Here is a 16,558-nt window from a genome sequence, read left to right as displayed (position 1 = left end):
CAATCTCAAGGTCTCGATCAACCAACAGCTTACGCTGCCGTGCATTCTCGGCCTCCAGCCCCTTTAAGCGCTTGACCTCGTCGGTCTCCATGCTGCCGTACTTCTTGCACCAGATGTAGATCGTCGCCTCGCTCACACCGTGACGCTTGGCTACTTCGACTACCGTGTCCTTGTCCGTCTCCCGCAGGATCCGGACAATCTGCTCATCGCTATATCGTGTCTTCTTCATACGCCTCTCGTTCTTCAAGAGGCCATTGTCTCAAGTTACTTTGGATCGAAAAAGTCCGGTCAGGTCAAAGTCACAGATAGCAAATCATTTATCTTTAATCTGCCACTAGAAAACAGAAGAAAAACAAGGGTTATTCGACTTTTAGATCATGAATTGGGTATGCGATAGTTTTATCCATTGTAATCGCGATGGATCCAAATTCGTTGAGTTGCAGCTGTACCAGAACGATAACAAATTGCAACCTACCAAAATTCCATTCGTGATATTTATTAATTCAAAAACTTACATAACAATGTGTCTTGTTATATACCTTTATATGCATAAGTATGCATTGCATGCAGTGCATATTGCATGTTCGACCTTGCATGGATTCAGGATGAATGGAAATTTTTGCGAAAATTTAATATCTTAATCGAGGAGACCAAACCAATGAGCACTACGATAGAATTAACTACAATTAAATGTAATCATACATCTGAACTGGGAAGCGATGAAGTCTATATCAAGTACAGCATCGATAACGGCCGTGAACAGAGGTTTCCAGCGAATGGTTGGCATTCGTTGAGCTCCGGCGACACTTGGGATAATGTAAGTCTTGGTCTCACGTTTAAAGATTCAGTTCTGATCCAATTGTTTGATCGTGATACTTTTGGCGACGACTCATTGGGCTCTCATACCTATTTCCCTGGCGATTCCCAACCGGAAACTGTTACTGTTAAAAATCCCAACGGGGCAGATTACTCCTTATCTACTATAGCCAAGTAGGATAGGTATGAAATACATAATCAACCCTGCCGCTGACTCGCAGTCCGTAGCCTAACTCAGCGCAGCTGGGCTTTCACGCTGAGCCTCACGCGAATCAATTATCATTGCATTAATAGATGCCCCCGGTGCAGTCAATGGCTCCATCGCTACTGGAGTCGTAATGACTCTCTCTTAGGAGCCGTGCAATCCGAGGTCGCGCAGATGATCTCTAACACACAATTGCAACAGGCGCGATATAGCAGCGTGCTACCGCTGAATTGCACGTCAGGTACATAAACATGAATAAAACTGAGAAAGAAAAAATGCTTTCTGGCGATTTTTATTTCGCCAACGACCCAGAACTAGTCATAGAGCGAAAAAAAGCGAAAACATTGTGCCATCGTTACAATCAACAAGTGCAAGATTTAGATGAACAGACACTTGCGCAGATTCTGGGATATGCAAGCGATGCGTATATTGAACCGCCGTTTTATTGTGACTACGGCTATAACATCCGTTTCGGCAAGAAAGTGTACGCCAATCACAATTTGGTTATCCTTGATGGCGCTCAGGTGACGATTGGCAATCATGTATTTATCGGGCCGAATGTCGTTATTTCAACAGCCGGTCATCCCACGGACGTATCTATACGTAATTCAGAACTTGAGTTCGCCAAGCCGATTCAAATCGAAGACAACGTCTGGATCGGCGCGAATGTGGTTATCCTGCCAGGAATACAGATCGGCGCTAACGTCACAATTGGGGCGAGCAGTATCGTAACCAAGTCAATCGAATCTGATTGCGTAGCAGTTGGAAATCCATGTCGAGTCATACGGCGTTTAAATTAGTTGTCAGGTTGCGCCTAACAAATCGTTGCAACGCGCGTACTCCGTGCATGAACTACGGACACAGATCCTTTTTGCTCTGAGCTCTCCTCCACCTCGGCACCCGTTTTCTCTTTCCGATGGCATGAGATGAATGGTATTTTTAGAAGATTATTATCAATTGGCAGATGGCCAGTGTATGCATCCCTCATCAGACTGTCCCGACGTTTGAGCGCGTGGTCCAAAATGCTAAAAAATAGGAACCTGCATGGTATCCCCACGATCAATCACTAAAATTGAAACAGAAGAGCCAACGCTTCGTTTAGCAGTCCTCATTGATGCTGACAATGCACAAGCCGCTGTCATTGAGGGATTGCTTGCCGAGATCGCACGGTTCGGGGAGGCAACTGTGAAACGCATCTACGGTGACTTCACCGCGCCTGCAAGCGCTTCCTGGAAAAAGGTGCTACAAAAGTATGCCATCAAACCTGTTCAGCAGTTTGCCTATACAACAGGCAAAAATGCCACGGACAGTACGCTCATCATCGATGCGATGGATTTGCTCTACACGCGAAAATTTGACGGGTTCTGCCTGATTACAAGTGACAGTGATTTCACTGGTCTTGCAATGCGTTTACGTGAAGAAGGGCTTACTGTGTTTGGTTTCGGAGAGAAGAAAACACCCGAAGCTTTCCGTAATGCCTGTCATAAATTTGTATTTACCGAAGTTCTTCGCCCGGATACAACAGCTGAATCGGCTGTGCAACCGGCCAAAAAAACAAAAGATGATCAAAAGTCCTCCTCGCCACAGTCTGCTGCTGCTCCGGCTCCGGAAACAAAACAGGCATTCCCCAGGAAATTTGTTCTGGCTGCACTCGAACAATCGAGTGATGATGCTGGATGGGCAAATTTAGGCAATTTCGGCAACTACCTTAACAAGTTACAGCCTGATTTCGATTCCCGGCTTTACGGTTACAAAAAACTTTCTGACCTTGTGAAAGCCAGAGCAGATCTCTTTGTAACCGAAGAACGGCAGGTACCGGGATCAACACAAAAATCCCTGTATCTGCGTGCCAAGTAGTTTTCTGATATAGGCATCCCATCACCATCCCTTCCCATCTACCAGACACCGCGTCGGCTCTCCTGTAAATACAGGATAGAAAAATTCTGTCGAGAAATTTCACATAGTTATTTTAAAAAAAATTCTTTTATAAAAAAAAGCATTTGAATCATCAACTTAGATTGATGGCACATTATTTGCCTATTTTTGTGTAGGCGATGTAAAAGTAATACGCAGCAGTGCGTGCTACTTCTCCCGCTTAATCTAACTATAGGAGAATTTTTAAATGTTGAAGAATAAAAATATTATGGCGGCAGCCGCCTTCACCTTTGTCTTTGGAACGGGCCAGGCTTATGCAACCCCGGTTTCTCTGGAACTCGCTCTGCTGGTAGATGTTTCAGGAAGTGTAGACGGCTCAGAGTATACCCTGCAAAAAACGGGCTATATTGATGCTTTCAGAAATGCTTCAATTCAATCAGCGATTGCAGGGTTGACGGGTGGTATTGCTGTAACCTACGTTGAATGGTCAAGTACTACCCAGCAAGCCCAGCTGGTCGGCTGGACACATATTACCGATGCCGCCAGCGCCAATGCTTTTGCTGATGCTCTCGCTGCTACAACTCGTGCGTTCAATGGCGGAACAATTCCCTCAAGTGCCATTAATTTTATAACTCCACAATTCGGTACGAATGAATTTGAGGGTGACCGCTGGGTAATCGATGTCTCGGGAGATGGAACACAAGGTGGTACTGCCACAGCAACAGCACGCAATAACTTCCTTGCTGCAGCCGATGATGCCGATGTAATCGGAACAGTAAACGGAATCTCCATTGGAAGTACATCTGTAGCCACATGGTATGAAAACAATATCAAGGGTGGAACTGACGCTTTCTCAATGCATGCTGCCACATTTGAAGATTTTGGAGACGCAATCCAGACTAAATTATTCAGGGAAATTACCAGCGGAAATACAGTACCCGAACCCGCTTCGCTGCTGCTTGTAGGGCTGGGATTAGTGGGTCTGACAGCTATTCGCCGGCGCAAACTGGCTGCATAGATTCTGAAAAACAACAGCAGGAGTCAGCTCTGGAATCAAGAAAGCAAGTATAACAATCGTTATTGATTATGGATCTGATCCTGTTTTTCCTGCTGTTTTTCCTGCTGTTTTTCCGCGATCATCGTCATTTATCCAGAAGAAATCTGGTACACCCATGTGGATCAGGAAGAAAAATCATTGAATCACATCTGCGGAACGGGAAGATTATCGAGCAGTTACGGATTTAACATCCCGCCGGACTATCAGAATTCCCATGAAACAGACGGGATTGACAATTTGCTGAAAATCCAGAATCTCCTATCTTCCCGGATCATTATGCCGATCAGGCACCTGGGTATATTCTGCCGGAGCAAAGAACACCAGCACGGTCAGCTCTTCTGTAATGTTGTAGAAACAGTGATCAGCATTGGCCGCTACAAAAATAAGGCTGCCGGCTGTAATTTCCTGATGTTCGTCCTCCACCCGCATACTGGCTTTACCTCGTACCACGTAATACACCTCGTCTTCAGTGTGCGGCTCCTGTGAATCAGTTGATCCAACCGGCAAGGTATAAATCCCCATGCTGAGCGATGGTACCCGTAAAAATTCCAGATAATCTTCACCCGATGCTTGCTGCTGGGCTATTAAATTTTGCAAATCGTAAATATCCAAATCAAACGCTCCTGATCAGATCAAATAGGCGTCATTGCTGACAGAAAAACAGCTGAAAGCATGGCGCCACACGCGGATCACGCGGCAATTTGTCACATTGACGGCTGTTTACCCGCTTCATATAATGCATACATCAGATACTGAGATATAGCAGACTCTGATGATTTTTTGCTCTTAAATTTGATAAATTATCAACCAAGGAGAAGCATGTCATGATACAGACCGGAAAAACAGGACTTACCATTGCTGCCGCAGCTGTTTGTTTTTTAATCTCCACGAGCGTTTTCGCAGGTGATCATGCCGATCACTCTGTCATGAAAAAAGAAGCGGATGGTCGTGTCAGCAAAGAGAATTTTATGAAACACCATGAATGGATGTTTGACCAGGAAGATAAAAACAAGGATGGCTACATTGATAACAGCGAAATGAATTCGCTGCACAACAGAGTAAAAGGGATGCATGAACGTTTCGAATCCCAGCACAAGAATTAACCTGCTTTTTCTGAACAACACAAGCTGTCCGATCATTAACTATCGTGCGATCAAATTTTCTGACAGATCAGTAGCTGATCAGCAAACCCTCTGTACAGAATGCAGATATAAAGAATCGGACAGCTTGTGAGGCACCCCGTAAATTCTATCCAGCACGCAGTCTGTCTTCATTTATCCTGAACCCGGCAGTTGCATCCGTCAGCACCGCTATCGCGGCATCATGCAGTGTTGCTCCCCCGTTGCAGGGAATGACCATGTGCCCAGTCGCATCTTGTCAGGAACGTGCCAAACGCACACTCGGACACATCCAACTGGCAGTTTCTAGGTTAAAAACACTTATCTTGCTATCATTACAGACTGCCGCACCCGATCCTGCTTCCAATCACAATATTTCCGATGCCTGCAAAAAGCGCATCACGATGTCGCAAGACCATTCACCGGAGGTTACGAATGAAGATTTCAGCAATTTTGAAAACACATGCTAAAACTGATCTGGCCATGCTGCTGTTGCGTGTAACGACGGGCGGGACGTTTATGGCACACGGGGCACAAAAGCTGTTTGGCTGGTTTGGGGGTCACGGCCTGGAAGCCACGGGCCAATGGATGAGCTCAATCGGCCTTGATCCGGGTTTCCTGATGGCATTCCTGGCCGGTGCGGGTGAGTTCTTTGGCGGTCTGGCGCTGTTGCTGGGCATACTGACACGCCCAGCTGCATTGGGAACTGCGCTGATCATGCTGGTTGCGATGTTTGCCGTGCACTGGACAAACGGTTTCTTTATCACAAACAGCGGCTATGAATACGCGTTCACCTTGATGATGATCAGTATCTGTATCCTGTTACACGGTGCAGGCAAATACTCGCTTGATCACACGCTGCAAACGATGTTTTCTGATCAACCGGAGAAGTAACGTATGGGACTCCTGATTGATGGCACATGGCATGACCAGTGGTATACCTCCAAAAATGGAGAATTCGTGCGCGAGAATGCTCAATATCGCAACTGGGTCACTGCAGACGGGCAACCCGGTTTATCGGGGGAAGGTGGTTTTGCTGCTGAATCAGGCCGCTATCATCTGTTTATATCGCTGGCCTGCCCATGGGCGCACCGCACCCTTATTTTCCGCTCCCTGAAGGATCTGCAGACCCATATCGGTGTTACTGTGGTTGATCCCAGAATGCTGGAACACGGCTGGACATTCAGTGAAGTCTCCCGGAACAACCCTGTATCCGCTATTCAATATCTGCACCAGCTCTATACACGTGTCAAATCGGATTACACCGGCCGAGTCACTGTACCGGTATTGTGGGACAAGCAACGCAATACGATCGTCAGCAATGAATCGTCTGAAATCATCCGCATGCTCAACAGCGCATTTGACGCACTTACCGGCAATGATCTGGATTTTTATCCCGAAGCATTACGCAGTGAAATCGATACAATTAACGAAGTGGTGTACCGGGATTTCAACAATGGTGTTTACCGGGCCGGTTTTGCCACTGAGCAATCCGCCTACGAAAGGGCTTACGATCAGGTTTTTGCCAGACTGGATACACTCGATCACACCCTGGGCGAACGCCATTATCTCACGGGGGATCAGCTGACCGAAGCCGACTGGCGGCTGTTCACCACGCTGATCCGTTTTGATTCGGTGTATTACAGTCACTTCAAGCTCAATAAAAAGCGAATCGAGGATTATTCCAATTTATCCAACTATCTGCGTGCGCTGTACCAGATGCCGGATATCGCCAGTACTGTAAATTTTGAGCATATCAAAACCCATTACTACTATAGTCACCCTACTATCAACCCCACTCGCATCATCCCCAAAGGGCCGGAGATCGATTACACCCGGCCACATAACCGGGTTTTTCCCGGGTGATCGGGTGAATCCCGGATATTACTGTTTGATCAGACGCTCGATATGGTGCAACAGCTCTTCTTCCTGGTAGGGTTTTCCCATAAATTCGTTTACACCCAGCTCTTTCGCTACTTTCCGATGTTTTTCTGCCGTGCGTGAAGAAATAATGATGATCGGGATATTTTGCAGTTGTGGATTGTTGCGAACAGCCCGAATCAATTCAAAGCCATCCATGTGCGGCATTTCAATATCAACCAGCATGATTGCCGGTATGGTTTCACGCAGCAATTGAAGCGCTCCTACACCATCCTTTGCAATCAGGATTTCATAGCCTTGACGCTCCAGTAGCCGGCTGGTGACTTTACGCACTGTCAGCGAGTCATCCACTATCATGACCACCGGTGTAGTGGCCGAAGGATGAATATCTGCAGAATCCTTTGCTGCCATGGGTCCCGCAGACAACAATTCCCGCACCTGTTCGCGTTGCAGCAATTTGACCGGATTGATAATCAAGACGATGCTGCCGTCCCCTGTGATTGTTGCACCTTCGATACCGGGTGCATTTGACAGTTGCGGACCAACGTTCTTGACTACCACCTCACATTGTCCGATCAGTGCATCGGTATGAATGGCCAGCCGTTCATGCCCGGTCTGGAGTAACACGATACGGTTACTACGCCTGATTTCAGGAAAAGCATACGATGTTCCCAGTAGATGTGGCAGATAACCCAGTGGGAAGCGATCGCCCTCCCATGTCAGATAACGCTCCTGGTATGCCGTCCCGAGTATTTCTGCGCTCATTTCCAATATATGTACAACTATGGCTGTTGGGATGGCATAGGTACTGTCCGCAGCTTTGATCATCAGCGCCTGTGTTACAGCCAGTGTCACCGGAAAACGCAATGTGAATGTAACGCCCTGTTTTTCTTCGGAAGTTACTGCAATATCTCCACCCAGTTCACTCAGTGCATTTCTGACAATATCCAGGCCTACTCCGCGCCCGGCAATATCAGTCACGTCATTCAGTGTGGAAAAGCCGTGCGTAAAAATCAGCGAATACCACTGTTCACCCTCCTGTTCATTTTCCAGATGATTCAATCCAAGTTGACGCGCTTTCTCACGAATTTGTTCTGTATCCAGTCCCATTCCGTCATCTTGCAGCACTATCACAATTTCATTCTCTTCCTGGTGTAAATCAAGCGTGATCCGGCCTGCTTCCGCCTTACCGCTGCTCAGGCGTTCTTCCGGAAGTTCTATGCCATGTACCAGTGCATTGCGCAGCAAATGCTCCAGAGGAGAACTGATTTTATCCAGTACATTCCGATCAAATTCAATGCTGTCGCCCTGAATGATCAGGCTGGCCTGTTTACCGGTATCTTTGGCTGCCTGCCTGACAACACGGTAAAGACGTTCGGCATAATGGCTGAAAGGAATGGTACGAATACGCAACAGATCCTGTTGCAGCTGACGGTTCAAATGTGCCTGCTGATCCACCGCAGCAATGGCAGTGCGCTGTATGTCATGCAGGCTTTTATGAATGGTGACCACATCATCTATGCTTTCCGCCATCAACCGGGTCAATTCCTGGAAGCGCGTAAAATGATCCAGCTCCAGTGGATCAAAATCTGTCTGGTCCGTTGCGGAAGGTAACGGGACGGACGACATCCGAGTTTCAGCCAGCAACTCAGTTTCACGCAGCTGACCGCGCATGCGATCCACGCTTTCACCCAAATCCTGCAAATATTGTTCCAGATCATACAATTGCGCCTCAACCCCGGAGCGAATGATGCTCGACTCACTTGATTCGTTGATCAAGCGATCTATCAGCGCTGCATCGACACGCAACGTAGTCCTGCATGCAGAATGGGAATGGTCATCAATATCCACGGGGGATGCAGATAAAGCGGAATCAGTTTTCACTACCGGCGAATGCTGATCTGGATTGACAAATGTATCCTCTGCCTGTTGAAGTGATATTGTCGGCAATGAAACCACAGCCTCCGCTTCAATTGCCGTACCTGACGGTGTTTCAGTGATTTTTTGCACCTGTTCAACTGCCTGCATCTGTCCGGATACAAGTACTTCAGCAGCAACATCCGCTTGCTCATCCGTGCCATACATCAACTGCCTGATCTGATCGAACAGATGTTCGGCTCTGATCTCTACTGCGCCATCCTTTCTCAGGTTGGTGCACCAGTTACCAAACTGGCTATGACTTTCTGTCAGCAAATCCAGAAGTGTTCGGGTTGCCGGTTTCTGCTCGCTTAACCAGCAGTCCATAAGTTGTTCAATATGCCACACCACTTCACTCAGCGCTTCCAGCTTCACCATGCGGCTATTCCCCTTGAGGGTATGAAAATCACGACGGATGTTTGTCAGAGCATCCTGATTGGAATGATCGGCGTAACACGCCTCCAGCTGCCCGGCGATACTTGCCAATACATCACTGGATTCATCGAGGAAAATAGTCAGCAACTCGGGATCGATCAATTGTTTCGAATCACTTTCAAATACGCTACCAGCGATCGGAGCGGATTCGGCTGGGATTTCGGGAACAGCCGTTGATGAGCGCTGTCCGTCCAGTTTCTGATCGAACTGTCTGATTATGGCGGCAAGAATCTCCTCGGGATTCGACTGGGCATTCCTGAGTGCCTCAATATAAAAACCCAGGCTGCTCAATGCATCGGCCAGCAGAATCTGCTCAGCCGGATCTATCGGGTGATCGGACTCTATCAGTTTTTCTGTAAGTGCCCGGCATGCATCCAGTACGGCACTGGCTTGATCAAGCTCAAGCACATGCAGTACACCACTGATCTGGTTGAACAATTCAGACAGAATCGGCAAATCGTTGCGTATTTCCGGTTCAAAAAAGAAACGATCCAGAATGTCTTCGACTTGCGCCAGATTGGCAAGTACTTCCTGGGCTACATGCTTAAGCAATTTTTTCTCTTGAGCGAGATGCCCTGCCTGATCCGGGTTGGGTAAATCCGGCAAACCGGCATCTCCCTCCTTGCCAGTTGTAACCGCGCGTATACGAGTAGCCAGCGCATCAACCTGTGATGGGAATTCCCGTGATAAACGATAAAAATTATCGATGGCATTTTCTGTCAGTAACAGGGATGAGGCAATATCCAGCGAAATCCCATCATTCATGCTGTGCGGGCGGATTTTCAAATAAGATAAGGCACCGTGAATGACATCCACCAGTTTCTCCAGTGGAGGGCAGTTTACCCTGGCGATCAGGGCTTTGAATTGTTCGGTTAGTGCCTGCAGAGATGAAAAATTTTCCTGATCTTCTACATTGAACTTGTGCCACTGATGATTGATATCTTCCAGCACAACACGCATGTTCTGCAGATCCGAAGCAGTCGCTTCTTCATCCAGAATGGATTCGTCAAGGTGTTCCTGGTTGTCAATCGTGGATAAGGGAATCTCCCAATCATAAACACGGCTGATTTCCTGGAGGCGTTCGCTCACCGGTTGACTGCGCGCTACCCGATAAAGCAGTTCTCTTGTCAGCCGGGCAGCGACAACATGCGATTCCTTGTTCAGATGCCTGATTTCCTGTTCAATTTTTCCGCATAGTCTGCGTATTGACTTGTCAACCGTTTGCTCCTGATGAAGCAGGCTATCCAGGAATCCGGAAGAAATCCACCAGAATTTTCGCTGTTCAATAGAAGCCGGCAGCTTCTCTATGGATCGTACTGCTTCAATCATTTTTTGCAGACTCTGCCTGTCATCTGCATCTTTCAACCAACCGAGCAGGCCCAACTGAAACTGCACACGTGCCTGTGTGGTTGCCTCTTGCCGAGAGGAATGATCCAGATTCAACTCAACAGGTTGTAGCGGTAACGATTCGCGTACATCCGGGAAAAACAGATCGCTTTCGGAAATTTCCTCCAGCCCCTGTACCTGCCTGATCTTGCGGTAAACCGGGAAAAGCCTGACCGGATTATCCATTTCACCATCGATCAGCGCGTCCAGATAACGGTAAATGGAACGAATTGCCTGCCGGGTAACAGCCAGCGTTTGGTCATCCGGGCTGGACCGTTCCTCCTGCAGCGCTGCCAGCAATTCTTCCACGCTGATACCCACAAATGCAACCCCGCTCAGCTCCAGCATTTCAAGCATGCCATTCAGCTGATGCATGTAATACCCGCATTCCTCAATCTGTCTGGTGTCATCCGTATCCATGGCATAGGAATCAAAGTGGCGGTGAATCAGAGTAAAAATCTGCTCGATAGCTTCTCTGATCCCCATAACGGATGAAATATTTATCCTGGTGACAGTATTCATGAGGCGATCCTGTTAATCCTGAAATTGATAATGGATGGTTCTGTTTTGCAGCAGATCACGATTTTGCATCGTATCTGTCATACCTTGAAGTTGGCGGTCGATACCTTCAGATCTGTGACATGTTCTGCGATCTGCCTGATGGAATCAGCATTCTGCCGGGTGTTTTGGGTGGTTTGCCGGGTAATGGATAAAATATCTTCCATATCCCTGGCTACTTTGTTGGAAACACGGGTTTGCTTGTGCGTCGCTTCAGTGATCCTGAACACCAGCTGTGCCAGGTGCTTGGAGATCGTTTCGATTTCTTCCAGAGCGCTTCCCGTGGTATTGGCGCGCTTTGTGCTTTCAACCACACTGGTGATACTGCACTCCATTGCAATAATGGTGTCTTGCGCATCTCCCCGGATGTTATGGACGAGTGTGCTAATCTGCCGGGTGGCTTCGGTGGAATGCTCGGCCAGACGCTGTATTTCCCAGGCAATGACAGCAAATCCTTTCCCAGCTTCACCCGCTGTTGTGGTCTGAATAGAGGCATTTAATGCCAGGATATTAGTCTGCTCGGCAATATCCGAAATCAGGGTGACAATTTCACCGATTTCCTGTGAGCGCTCTCCCAGACGATTGATATGTTTGGACATCCCCTGAATATAAATACGAATTTCATTCATGCTGGCCATGGCATCTTGTACCGCATTTGCACTATTTTCCGTCGCATGCAGCGTTTGCCTGGCAACATCAGCACACTCTTGCGCCGAACTGGAAACTGCCTCCAGTGATTCAGCAATTCCCAGCACGGCAACCGTAACATCTTCAATTTTATGAGTCTGCAGCTGTGCTGCATCCAATAAACCCGATGAAATCTGCTCTGCCTGGCGAGAGGCATCAATCACCTGGAAGCCGGCATGATTCACCTTTTTAACCAGATTCTGCAGTGCCTCGATCATCAGATTGATTGAGTCAGCAATCGTGCCCGTAATATTTTCGGTGACAGACATACGGGCCGTCAGATCGCCACTGGCCGGTATCTCCATTTCATCCAGCAAATGCAGTATCGCCTTTTGTGTAGTTTCAACATTTTGCTCATCCTGCTGAATCCGCTTGTGTAAGCTGGTGGAAAACAGATGGATGAATACCAGGGCGCTTAGGAGCGCTAATATCACCGCCAGATAAAACAGCACTGTAATGAGCGAGTCATTGTTATCGTTGCGTGCTATGGTTGCCTGTTCAATATGGTCAACCAGTATTGATAATCTATCGCTTGCCGAAAACGTCTCGTGCATCGCATGCCAGGCTCCGGTCGCTTCAGATGTCAGTCTCTGAACAGTATGCAGCAGATCTTCCAGCGCATTAAACTGGATACGAATCTCGGACAATGTCTCGGAAGGAAGTTGATTGCCAAGAACAGTTGAATACAACCAGTCCCGCCCTTTTATCAAAGTCTGGATCATTCCGGTGATTTGCCCGGAATCTCCTGGCAGCTGATCTGCTGCGCTGATTATCTGAAAGCCCCCTTGTATTTCAGAACTGACACTGCTGGTAATAAACTGAACAAGGATTTTAACAGTTTCAACTGCAACCGCCTGACTGGACGCATGGCTCGTTTGTGCCAGCTCAGCTGAAAAATCCTGCAATCTTCTTTGCAAGCTGGCATTTACCAGATCAATCCGTTTTAAAATTTCTGCCAGATTGATCAATACTTCCCGACTTTCCAGAATCTGACGTACCTGGTTTTCCCTGGTACGTAACGCATTCTGAAAGGATTTGAACAAATCCGCCGAAAGCAATTCTGCTACGGCCGGAATGCTTTCCCGCTGATACTCTCCCCCGTATTGCAGCAAGGTTGAATAATGGTTCAATTGGTCAAGATTGTTGTGCAGCTGAATAAATGCCTGCTCATTTCCACGCAATGCTTCCCGGGAAATAATAGCCATATGCTGAATGCTGGTGTGAATGCGCCCGATAATTTCAAGCGAGGCAGTATGATTACGCGCTTGCTGGGTGTCAATACGCAGCATAATCAAAGCAGTCAACAGAAACAGGGCAGACAAAACCCCCGGGAGCCACGATCGGCAAAATATCTGTAGATATCTGGTTACGGGAAGCAGTACAGTAATATCGTCAGGATTGTTACTATTTGTCATATGCCAAATCTTACTCTGATAGAACTCCCGTCCTTACTCTGATAGAACGCCTGTCGAAACCACTCTCATTAGTACTCTCACACATTCTCGCGAAGGCCAATATTATGGACATAATTCCAGTACGGCAGGATAGTTGCAGCCTTCCCCAAGCAAAAACAGGGGAAAATTCGGAAATAACTGCTTTATTGAGGATTTGAAACAAGACATTTTTGAAGAACTGGCGACAAGCCGGGTATCCTGCGGAAGAAAATGTCATTCTCACCCGAAACTACTCATATAGTTATTTGCGCAGAAGAATACTGATTCCTGCACTCGACGCTATAATCGATCTGGCAGATCCGCAGAAAATGGCCTGGAACTATTACAGATATTCCTGTATCGGTCTGAAATTCAACAGAACACAAACAAGTCAGGCAAGGAAAAACTGATAGGCGGGATTATTGCTTTCATCGTCAAATTCATAACCCAGATCATCCAGGAAATGCATAAACTCATTTTTTTCCTGCGGAGGAACCTGCATCCCGATCAGAACGCGGCCAAAATCGGCACCATGATTACGATAATGAAACAAACTGATATTCCAGCGATCGCTCATTTTGTTGAGAAAATTCATGAGCGCCCCTGGACGATCTGGAAATTCAAATCGATACAAAACCTCATGATTGACTTCCCTCGAGTGCCCTCCCACCATGTGACGAATATGCAATTTAGCCATTTCATTATCGGTCATATCTTCCGCACGCAAGTCATTTTCCTGCAGGATCTGGAGCAGATTGAATACTTCCTCGCGATTGCGAACTGATATACCTACAAAGACATGTGCTTTTTGAGGATCTGCGTAGCGATAATTAAATTCCGTGATATTGCGGGATCCGACCAGGTTGCAGAACTGCTTGAAGCTACCCGGCCTTTCCGGAATCGTCACTGCAAGGATTGCTTCACGTTGTTCTCCCAGTTCTGCCCGCTCAGAAACGTAACGCAACCGGTCAAAATTCATGTTTGCCCCTGATGCGACTGCAATCAAAGTCTCATGCAGCAAGTTTTTCTGTTTGGCATATACCTTCAATCCGGCCACTGAAAGCGCACCGGAAGGTTCAACAATGGAGCGTGTATCCTCAAATATATCCTTGATCGCTGCGCAAATAGCATCCGAATCCACCAACAGAATATCATCCACCAGCTCACGACACAGCCGGAGCGTTTCTTTTCCCACCTGACGCACAGCCACACCATCTGCAAATAAACCCACTTGAGAGAGCTCAACGCAATAACCTGCCTGCAAAGAACGATACATGGCATTTGAATCAGTTGGCTCAACCCCGATCACCCTGATATCCGGGCGCAGCCGTTTCACATACGCGGCTATGCCGGAAATCAACCCCCCTCCGCCAACCGGGACAAAAATTGCATGGATTTTTCCAGGATGCTGGCGCAAAATTTCCATAGCAATCGTACCTTGTCCGGCGATTACATCCGGGTCATCGTAAGGGTGAATAAACTCAACTTCCTTCTCCCTGGCAAGATTCAGCGCGTACTCGTAAGCATCATTATAGGAATCTCCCTGCAGCAGCACTGCGGCACCCATCGCCATCACCGCATTGATCTTGATCTGCGGTGTAGTGGTTGGCATCACGATCGTGGCCGAGCAGCCCAGTTTTTGGGCAGCCAGCGCCACGCCTTGCGCATGATTGCCTGCCGAGGCAGCAACTACGCCCTGTTGCAGTACTCCGGAAGGTAGTCTGGCCATCTTGTTATAGGCGCCGCGCAGCTTGAAAGAAAAAACCTGCTGCAGATCCTCTCTCTTGAGCAGCACACGGTTATGGATACGAGCAGACAACGATGGCGCCGGATCCAATCGCGTTTCAACCGCAACATCATAAACATGTGCGGTGAGTATCCTTTCAAGGTAATCATTAATCATGGTGGCAAGGCTCTGGAGGTATCACAGTAATTGTGAACGGTATCAAAACTTACAGCGGGTACCTGGATTCTGGAGAAAACAATGTGCTGTTGTAATAACTTACAATCCCCGTGCGAGATCGGCCTTGATATCTTCCGGTGATTCCAGGCCAACCGCGATACGCAGCAGACCATCACTGATCCCGGCAGCTGCGCGCGCTTCCTGACTGATACGCCCGTGCGTCGTGGTGGCAGGGTGAGTCAACGTACTTTTGGTATCGCCAAGATTAGCTGTAATCGACATGAGCCGCACAGCATCTATAATACGCCAGGCTGCCTCTTTCCCTCCCTTTGCCTCAAATGACACGATACTGCCACCGGTTTTCTGCTGGCGCATCGCAAGCGCATGCTGCGGGTGAGACGGTAGACCTGGATAAAACACACGTGCCACATTGGGGTGCGCTTCCAGCCAGCGCGCAACTTCCAGCGCATGATCAGAATGTGCTTTTACCCTTATGCTCAATGTCTCAAGTCCTTTCAGAATGATCCAGGCATTGAATGCGCTCAATGCCGGACCGGCCGTCCGCAAAAAACTGAATATGCCGCTGTCCATCAATAAATCGCGTTTACCCAGTATGGCACCGCCCAGGATTCTGCCCTGCCCGTCCAGATACTTGGTGGCCGAATGAATCACCAGATCCGCACCCAGTTTCAAAGGTTGTTGTGCCACCGGAGTGCAAAAACTATTGTCAACAGCCAACCATGCTCCAGACCGTTTGGCGATGGCTGCCAACACAGCAATATCAGAAATTTCCGTGAGCGGATTGGAGGGGGTTTCCATAAAAAACAGTTTGGTATTCGGTCTGGCTGCTGCCTGCCATTCATCTGAATCGATTGCAGAAACAAAAGTGGTTTCAATATTAAAACGATTCAGGATATTGTTGAACAGACCAACAGTAGATCCAAACAGACTGCGTGAGGCAACAATATGATCTCCGGCCGAGAGCAGCCCCATGACGCAAGTTGTAATTGCTGCCATGCCAGTGGCTGTGGCAATACAGGCTTCCGCATCTTCCAGTACAGCCAGACGTTCCTGCATGGCTGTCACTGTCGGGTTGGTGAAACGTGAATAGATATTGCCGGGTTCCTGCCCGGAAAAACGTGCGGCCGCCTGAGCCGCACTATCAAATACAAAGCTCGAAGTCAGATAGAGTGCTTCCGAGTGCTCATTAAACTGGCTGCGATGAACGCCGGTATGAATGGCCAGCGTCTGAAGATCTAATTCATTTGTCATGATTATTTTATAGGG

Annotated in this window: 13 protein-coding genes; 7 read left to right on the top strand and 6 right to left on the bottom strand. The window is 47.8% G+C overall.

What is annotated here, in order from left to right:
* Nucleotides 1-229 (bottom strand): transposase (locus ABO04_RS11295; RefSeq protein WP_160810761.1); only part of this gene is annotated, 229 nt, incomplete at its 3' end.
* A 429-nt stretch (nt 230-658) separates the two neighbouring features.
* Here ABO04_RS11295 and ABO04_RS11290 point away from each other — a divergent pair.
* From ABO04_RS11290 to ABO04_RS11275, 4 genes are all read left to right on the top strand, one after another.
* The gene (locus ABO04_RS11290; protein ID WP_160810759.1) at nt 659-994 is read left to right on the top strand and encodes a hypothetical protein; all 336 of its coding nucleotides are present in this window, start codon (nt 659-661) and stop codon (nt 992-994) included.
* Between the two features lie 278 nt (nt 995-1,272).
* Entirely contained in the window at nt 1,273-1,821 is a 549-nt protein-coding gene (locus tag ABO04_RS11285) for a sugar O-acetyltransferase (RefSeq protein ID WP_160810758.1), read from the top strand.
* 244 nt (nt 1,822-2,065) lie between these two features.
* Nucleotides 2,066-2,878, top strand: a complete 813-nt coding sequence (locus ABO04_RS11280) for an NYN domain-containing protein (protein WP_160810757.1) — start codon at nt 2,066-2,068, stop codon at nt 2,876-2,878.
* Nucleotides 2,879-3,143: 265 nt separating this feature from the next.
* Nucleotides 3,144-3,914, top strand: coding sequence for a DUF1194 domain-containing protein (locus ABO04_RS11275; RefSeq protein WP_205012791.1), 771 nt, complete (start codon nt 3,144-3,146; stop codon nt 3,912-3,914).
* Nucleotides 3,915-4,211: 297 nt separating this feature from the next.
* On the opposite strand, the gene ABO04_RS11270 is transcribed toward ABO04_RS11275, so the two are convergent.
* Nucleotides 4,212-4,565 (bottom strand): cupin domain-containing protein, encoded by a 354-nt coding sequence (locus ABO04_RS11270; protein WP_205012790.1) that lies wholly within the window; start codon nt 4,563-4,565, stop codon nt 4,212-4,214.
* A gap of 212 nt (nt 4,566-4,777) precedes the next feature.
* On the opposite strand from ABO04_RS11270, the gene ABO04_RS11265 reads away from it, so the two are divergent.
* The 3 genes from ABO04_RS11265 (at nt 4,778) to ABO04_RS11255 (ending at nt 6,937) form a co-directional block, all read left to right on the top strand.
* Nucleotides 4,778-5,056, top strand: a complete 279-nt coding sequence (locus ABO04_RS11265) for a hypothetical protein (protein WP_160810756.1) — start codon at nt 4,778-4,780, stop codon at nt 5,054-5,056.
* Between the two features lie 450 nt (nt 5,057-5,506).
* Nucleotides 5,507-5,965 carry a DoxX family protein gene (locus ABO04_RS11260; protein WP_160810755.1) on the top strand — a complete coding sequence of 153 codons (459 nt, stop codon included), beginning with the start codon at nt 5,507-5,509 and terminating at the stop codon, nt 5,963-5,965.
* A 3-nt stretch (nt 5,966-5,968) separates the two neighbouring features.
* The gene (locus ABO04_RS11255) at nt 5,969-6,937 is read left to right on the top strand and encodes a glutathione S-transferase family protein (RefSeq protein WP_160810754.1); all 969 of its coding nucleotides are present in this window, start codon (nt 5,969-5,971) and stop codon (nt 6,935-6,937) included.
* Nucleotides 6,938-6,955: 18 nt separating this feature from the next.
* Here the strand turns inward: ABO04_RS11255 and ABO04_RS11250 are convergent, their stop codons facing one another.
* From ABO04_RS11250 to ABO04_RS11235, 4 genes are all read right to left on the bottom strand, one after another.
* Entirely contained in the window at nt 6,956-11,212 is a 4,257-nt protein-coding gene (locus ABO04_RS11250) for a hybrid sensor histidine kinase/response regulator (protein WP_160810753.1), read from the bottom strand.
* 77 nt (nt 11,213-11,289) lie between these two features.
* Nucleotides 11,290-13,350: a methyl-accepting chemotaxis protein gene (locus ABO04_RS11245; protein ID WP_160810752.1), complete on the bottom strand. Its 2,061-nt coding sequence runs from the start codon at nt 13,348-13,350 to the stop codon at nt 11,290-11,292.
* 409 nt (nt 13,351-13,759) lie between these two features.
* Entirely contained in the window at nt 13,760-15,271 is a 1,512-nt protein-coding gene (ilvA, locus tag ABO04_RS11240; RefSeq protein ID WP_160810751.1) for a threonine ammonia-lyase, biosynthetic, read from the bottom strand.
* 99 nt (nt 15,272-15,370) lie between these two features.
* Nucleotides 15,371-16,543: an O-succinylhomoserine sulfhydrylase gene (locus ABO04_RS11235; protein ID WP_160810750.1), complete on the bottom strand. Its 1,173-nt coding sequence runs from the start codon at nt 16,541-16,543 to the stop codon at nt 15,371-15,373.
* Nucleotides 16,544-16,558 lie beyond the last annotated feature (15 nt).

It is taken from the genome of Nitrosomonas sp. HPC101, from assembly GCF_009833125.1.
Classification (GTDB): Bacteria; Pseudomonadota; Gammaproteobacteria; order Burkholderiales; family Nitrosomonadaceae; genus Nitrosomonas.
This window is presented reverse-complemented; position numbering and strand designations above follow the sequence as displayed.

What these genes read in the sequence shown, in the direction of transcription:
- ABO04_RS11250 (WP_160810753.1), bottom strand. Translation starts at nt 11,212, where the DNA reads ATGAATACTGTCACCAGGATAAATATTTCATCCGTTATGGGGATCAGA.
- ilvA (WP_160810751.1), bottom strand. Translation starts at nt 15,271, where the DNA reads ATGATTAATGATTACCTTGAAAGGATACTCACCGCACATGTTTATGAT.
- ABO04_RS11275 (WP_205012791.1), top strand. Translation starts at nt 3,144, where the DNA reads ATGTTGAAGAATAAAAATATTATGGCGGCAGCCGCCTTCACCTTTGTC.
- ABO04_RS11245 (WP_160810752.1), bottom strand. Translation starts at nt 13,350, where the DNA reads ATGACAAATAGTAACAATCCTGACGATATTACTGTACTGCTTCCCGTA.
- ABO04_RS11235 (WP_160810750.1), bottom strand. Translation starts at nt 16,543, where the DNA reads ATGACAAATGAATTAGATCTTCAGACGCTGGCCATTCATACCGGCGTT.
- ABO04_RS11255 (WP_160810754.1), top strand. Translation starts at nt 5,969, where the DNA reads ATGGGACTCCTGATTGATGGCACATGGCATGACCAGTGGTATACCTCC.
- ABO04_RS11290 (WP_160810759.1), top strand. Translation starts at nt 659, where the DNA reads ATGAGCACTACGATAGAATTAACTACAATTAAATGTAATCATACATCT.
- ABO04_RS11265 (WP_160810756.1), top strand. Translation starts at nt 4,778, where the DNA reads ATGATACAGACCGGAAAAACAGGACTTACCATTGCTGCCGCAGCTGTT.
- ABO04_RS11285 (WP_160810758.1), top strand. Translation starts at nt 1,273, where the DNA reads ATGAATAAAACTGAGAAAGAAAAAATGCTTTCTGGCGATTTTTATTTC.
- ABO04_RS11260 (WP_160810755.1), top strand. Translation starts at nt 5,507, where the DNA reads ATGAAGATTTCAGCAATTTTGAAAACACATGCTAAAACTGATCTGGCC.
- ABO04_RS11280 (WP_160810757.1), top strand. Translation starts at nt 2,066, where the DNA reads ATGGTATCCCCACGATCAATCACTAAAATTGAAACAGAAGAGCCAACG.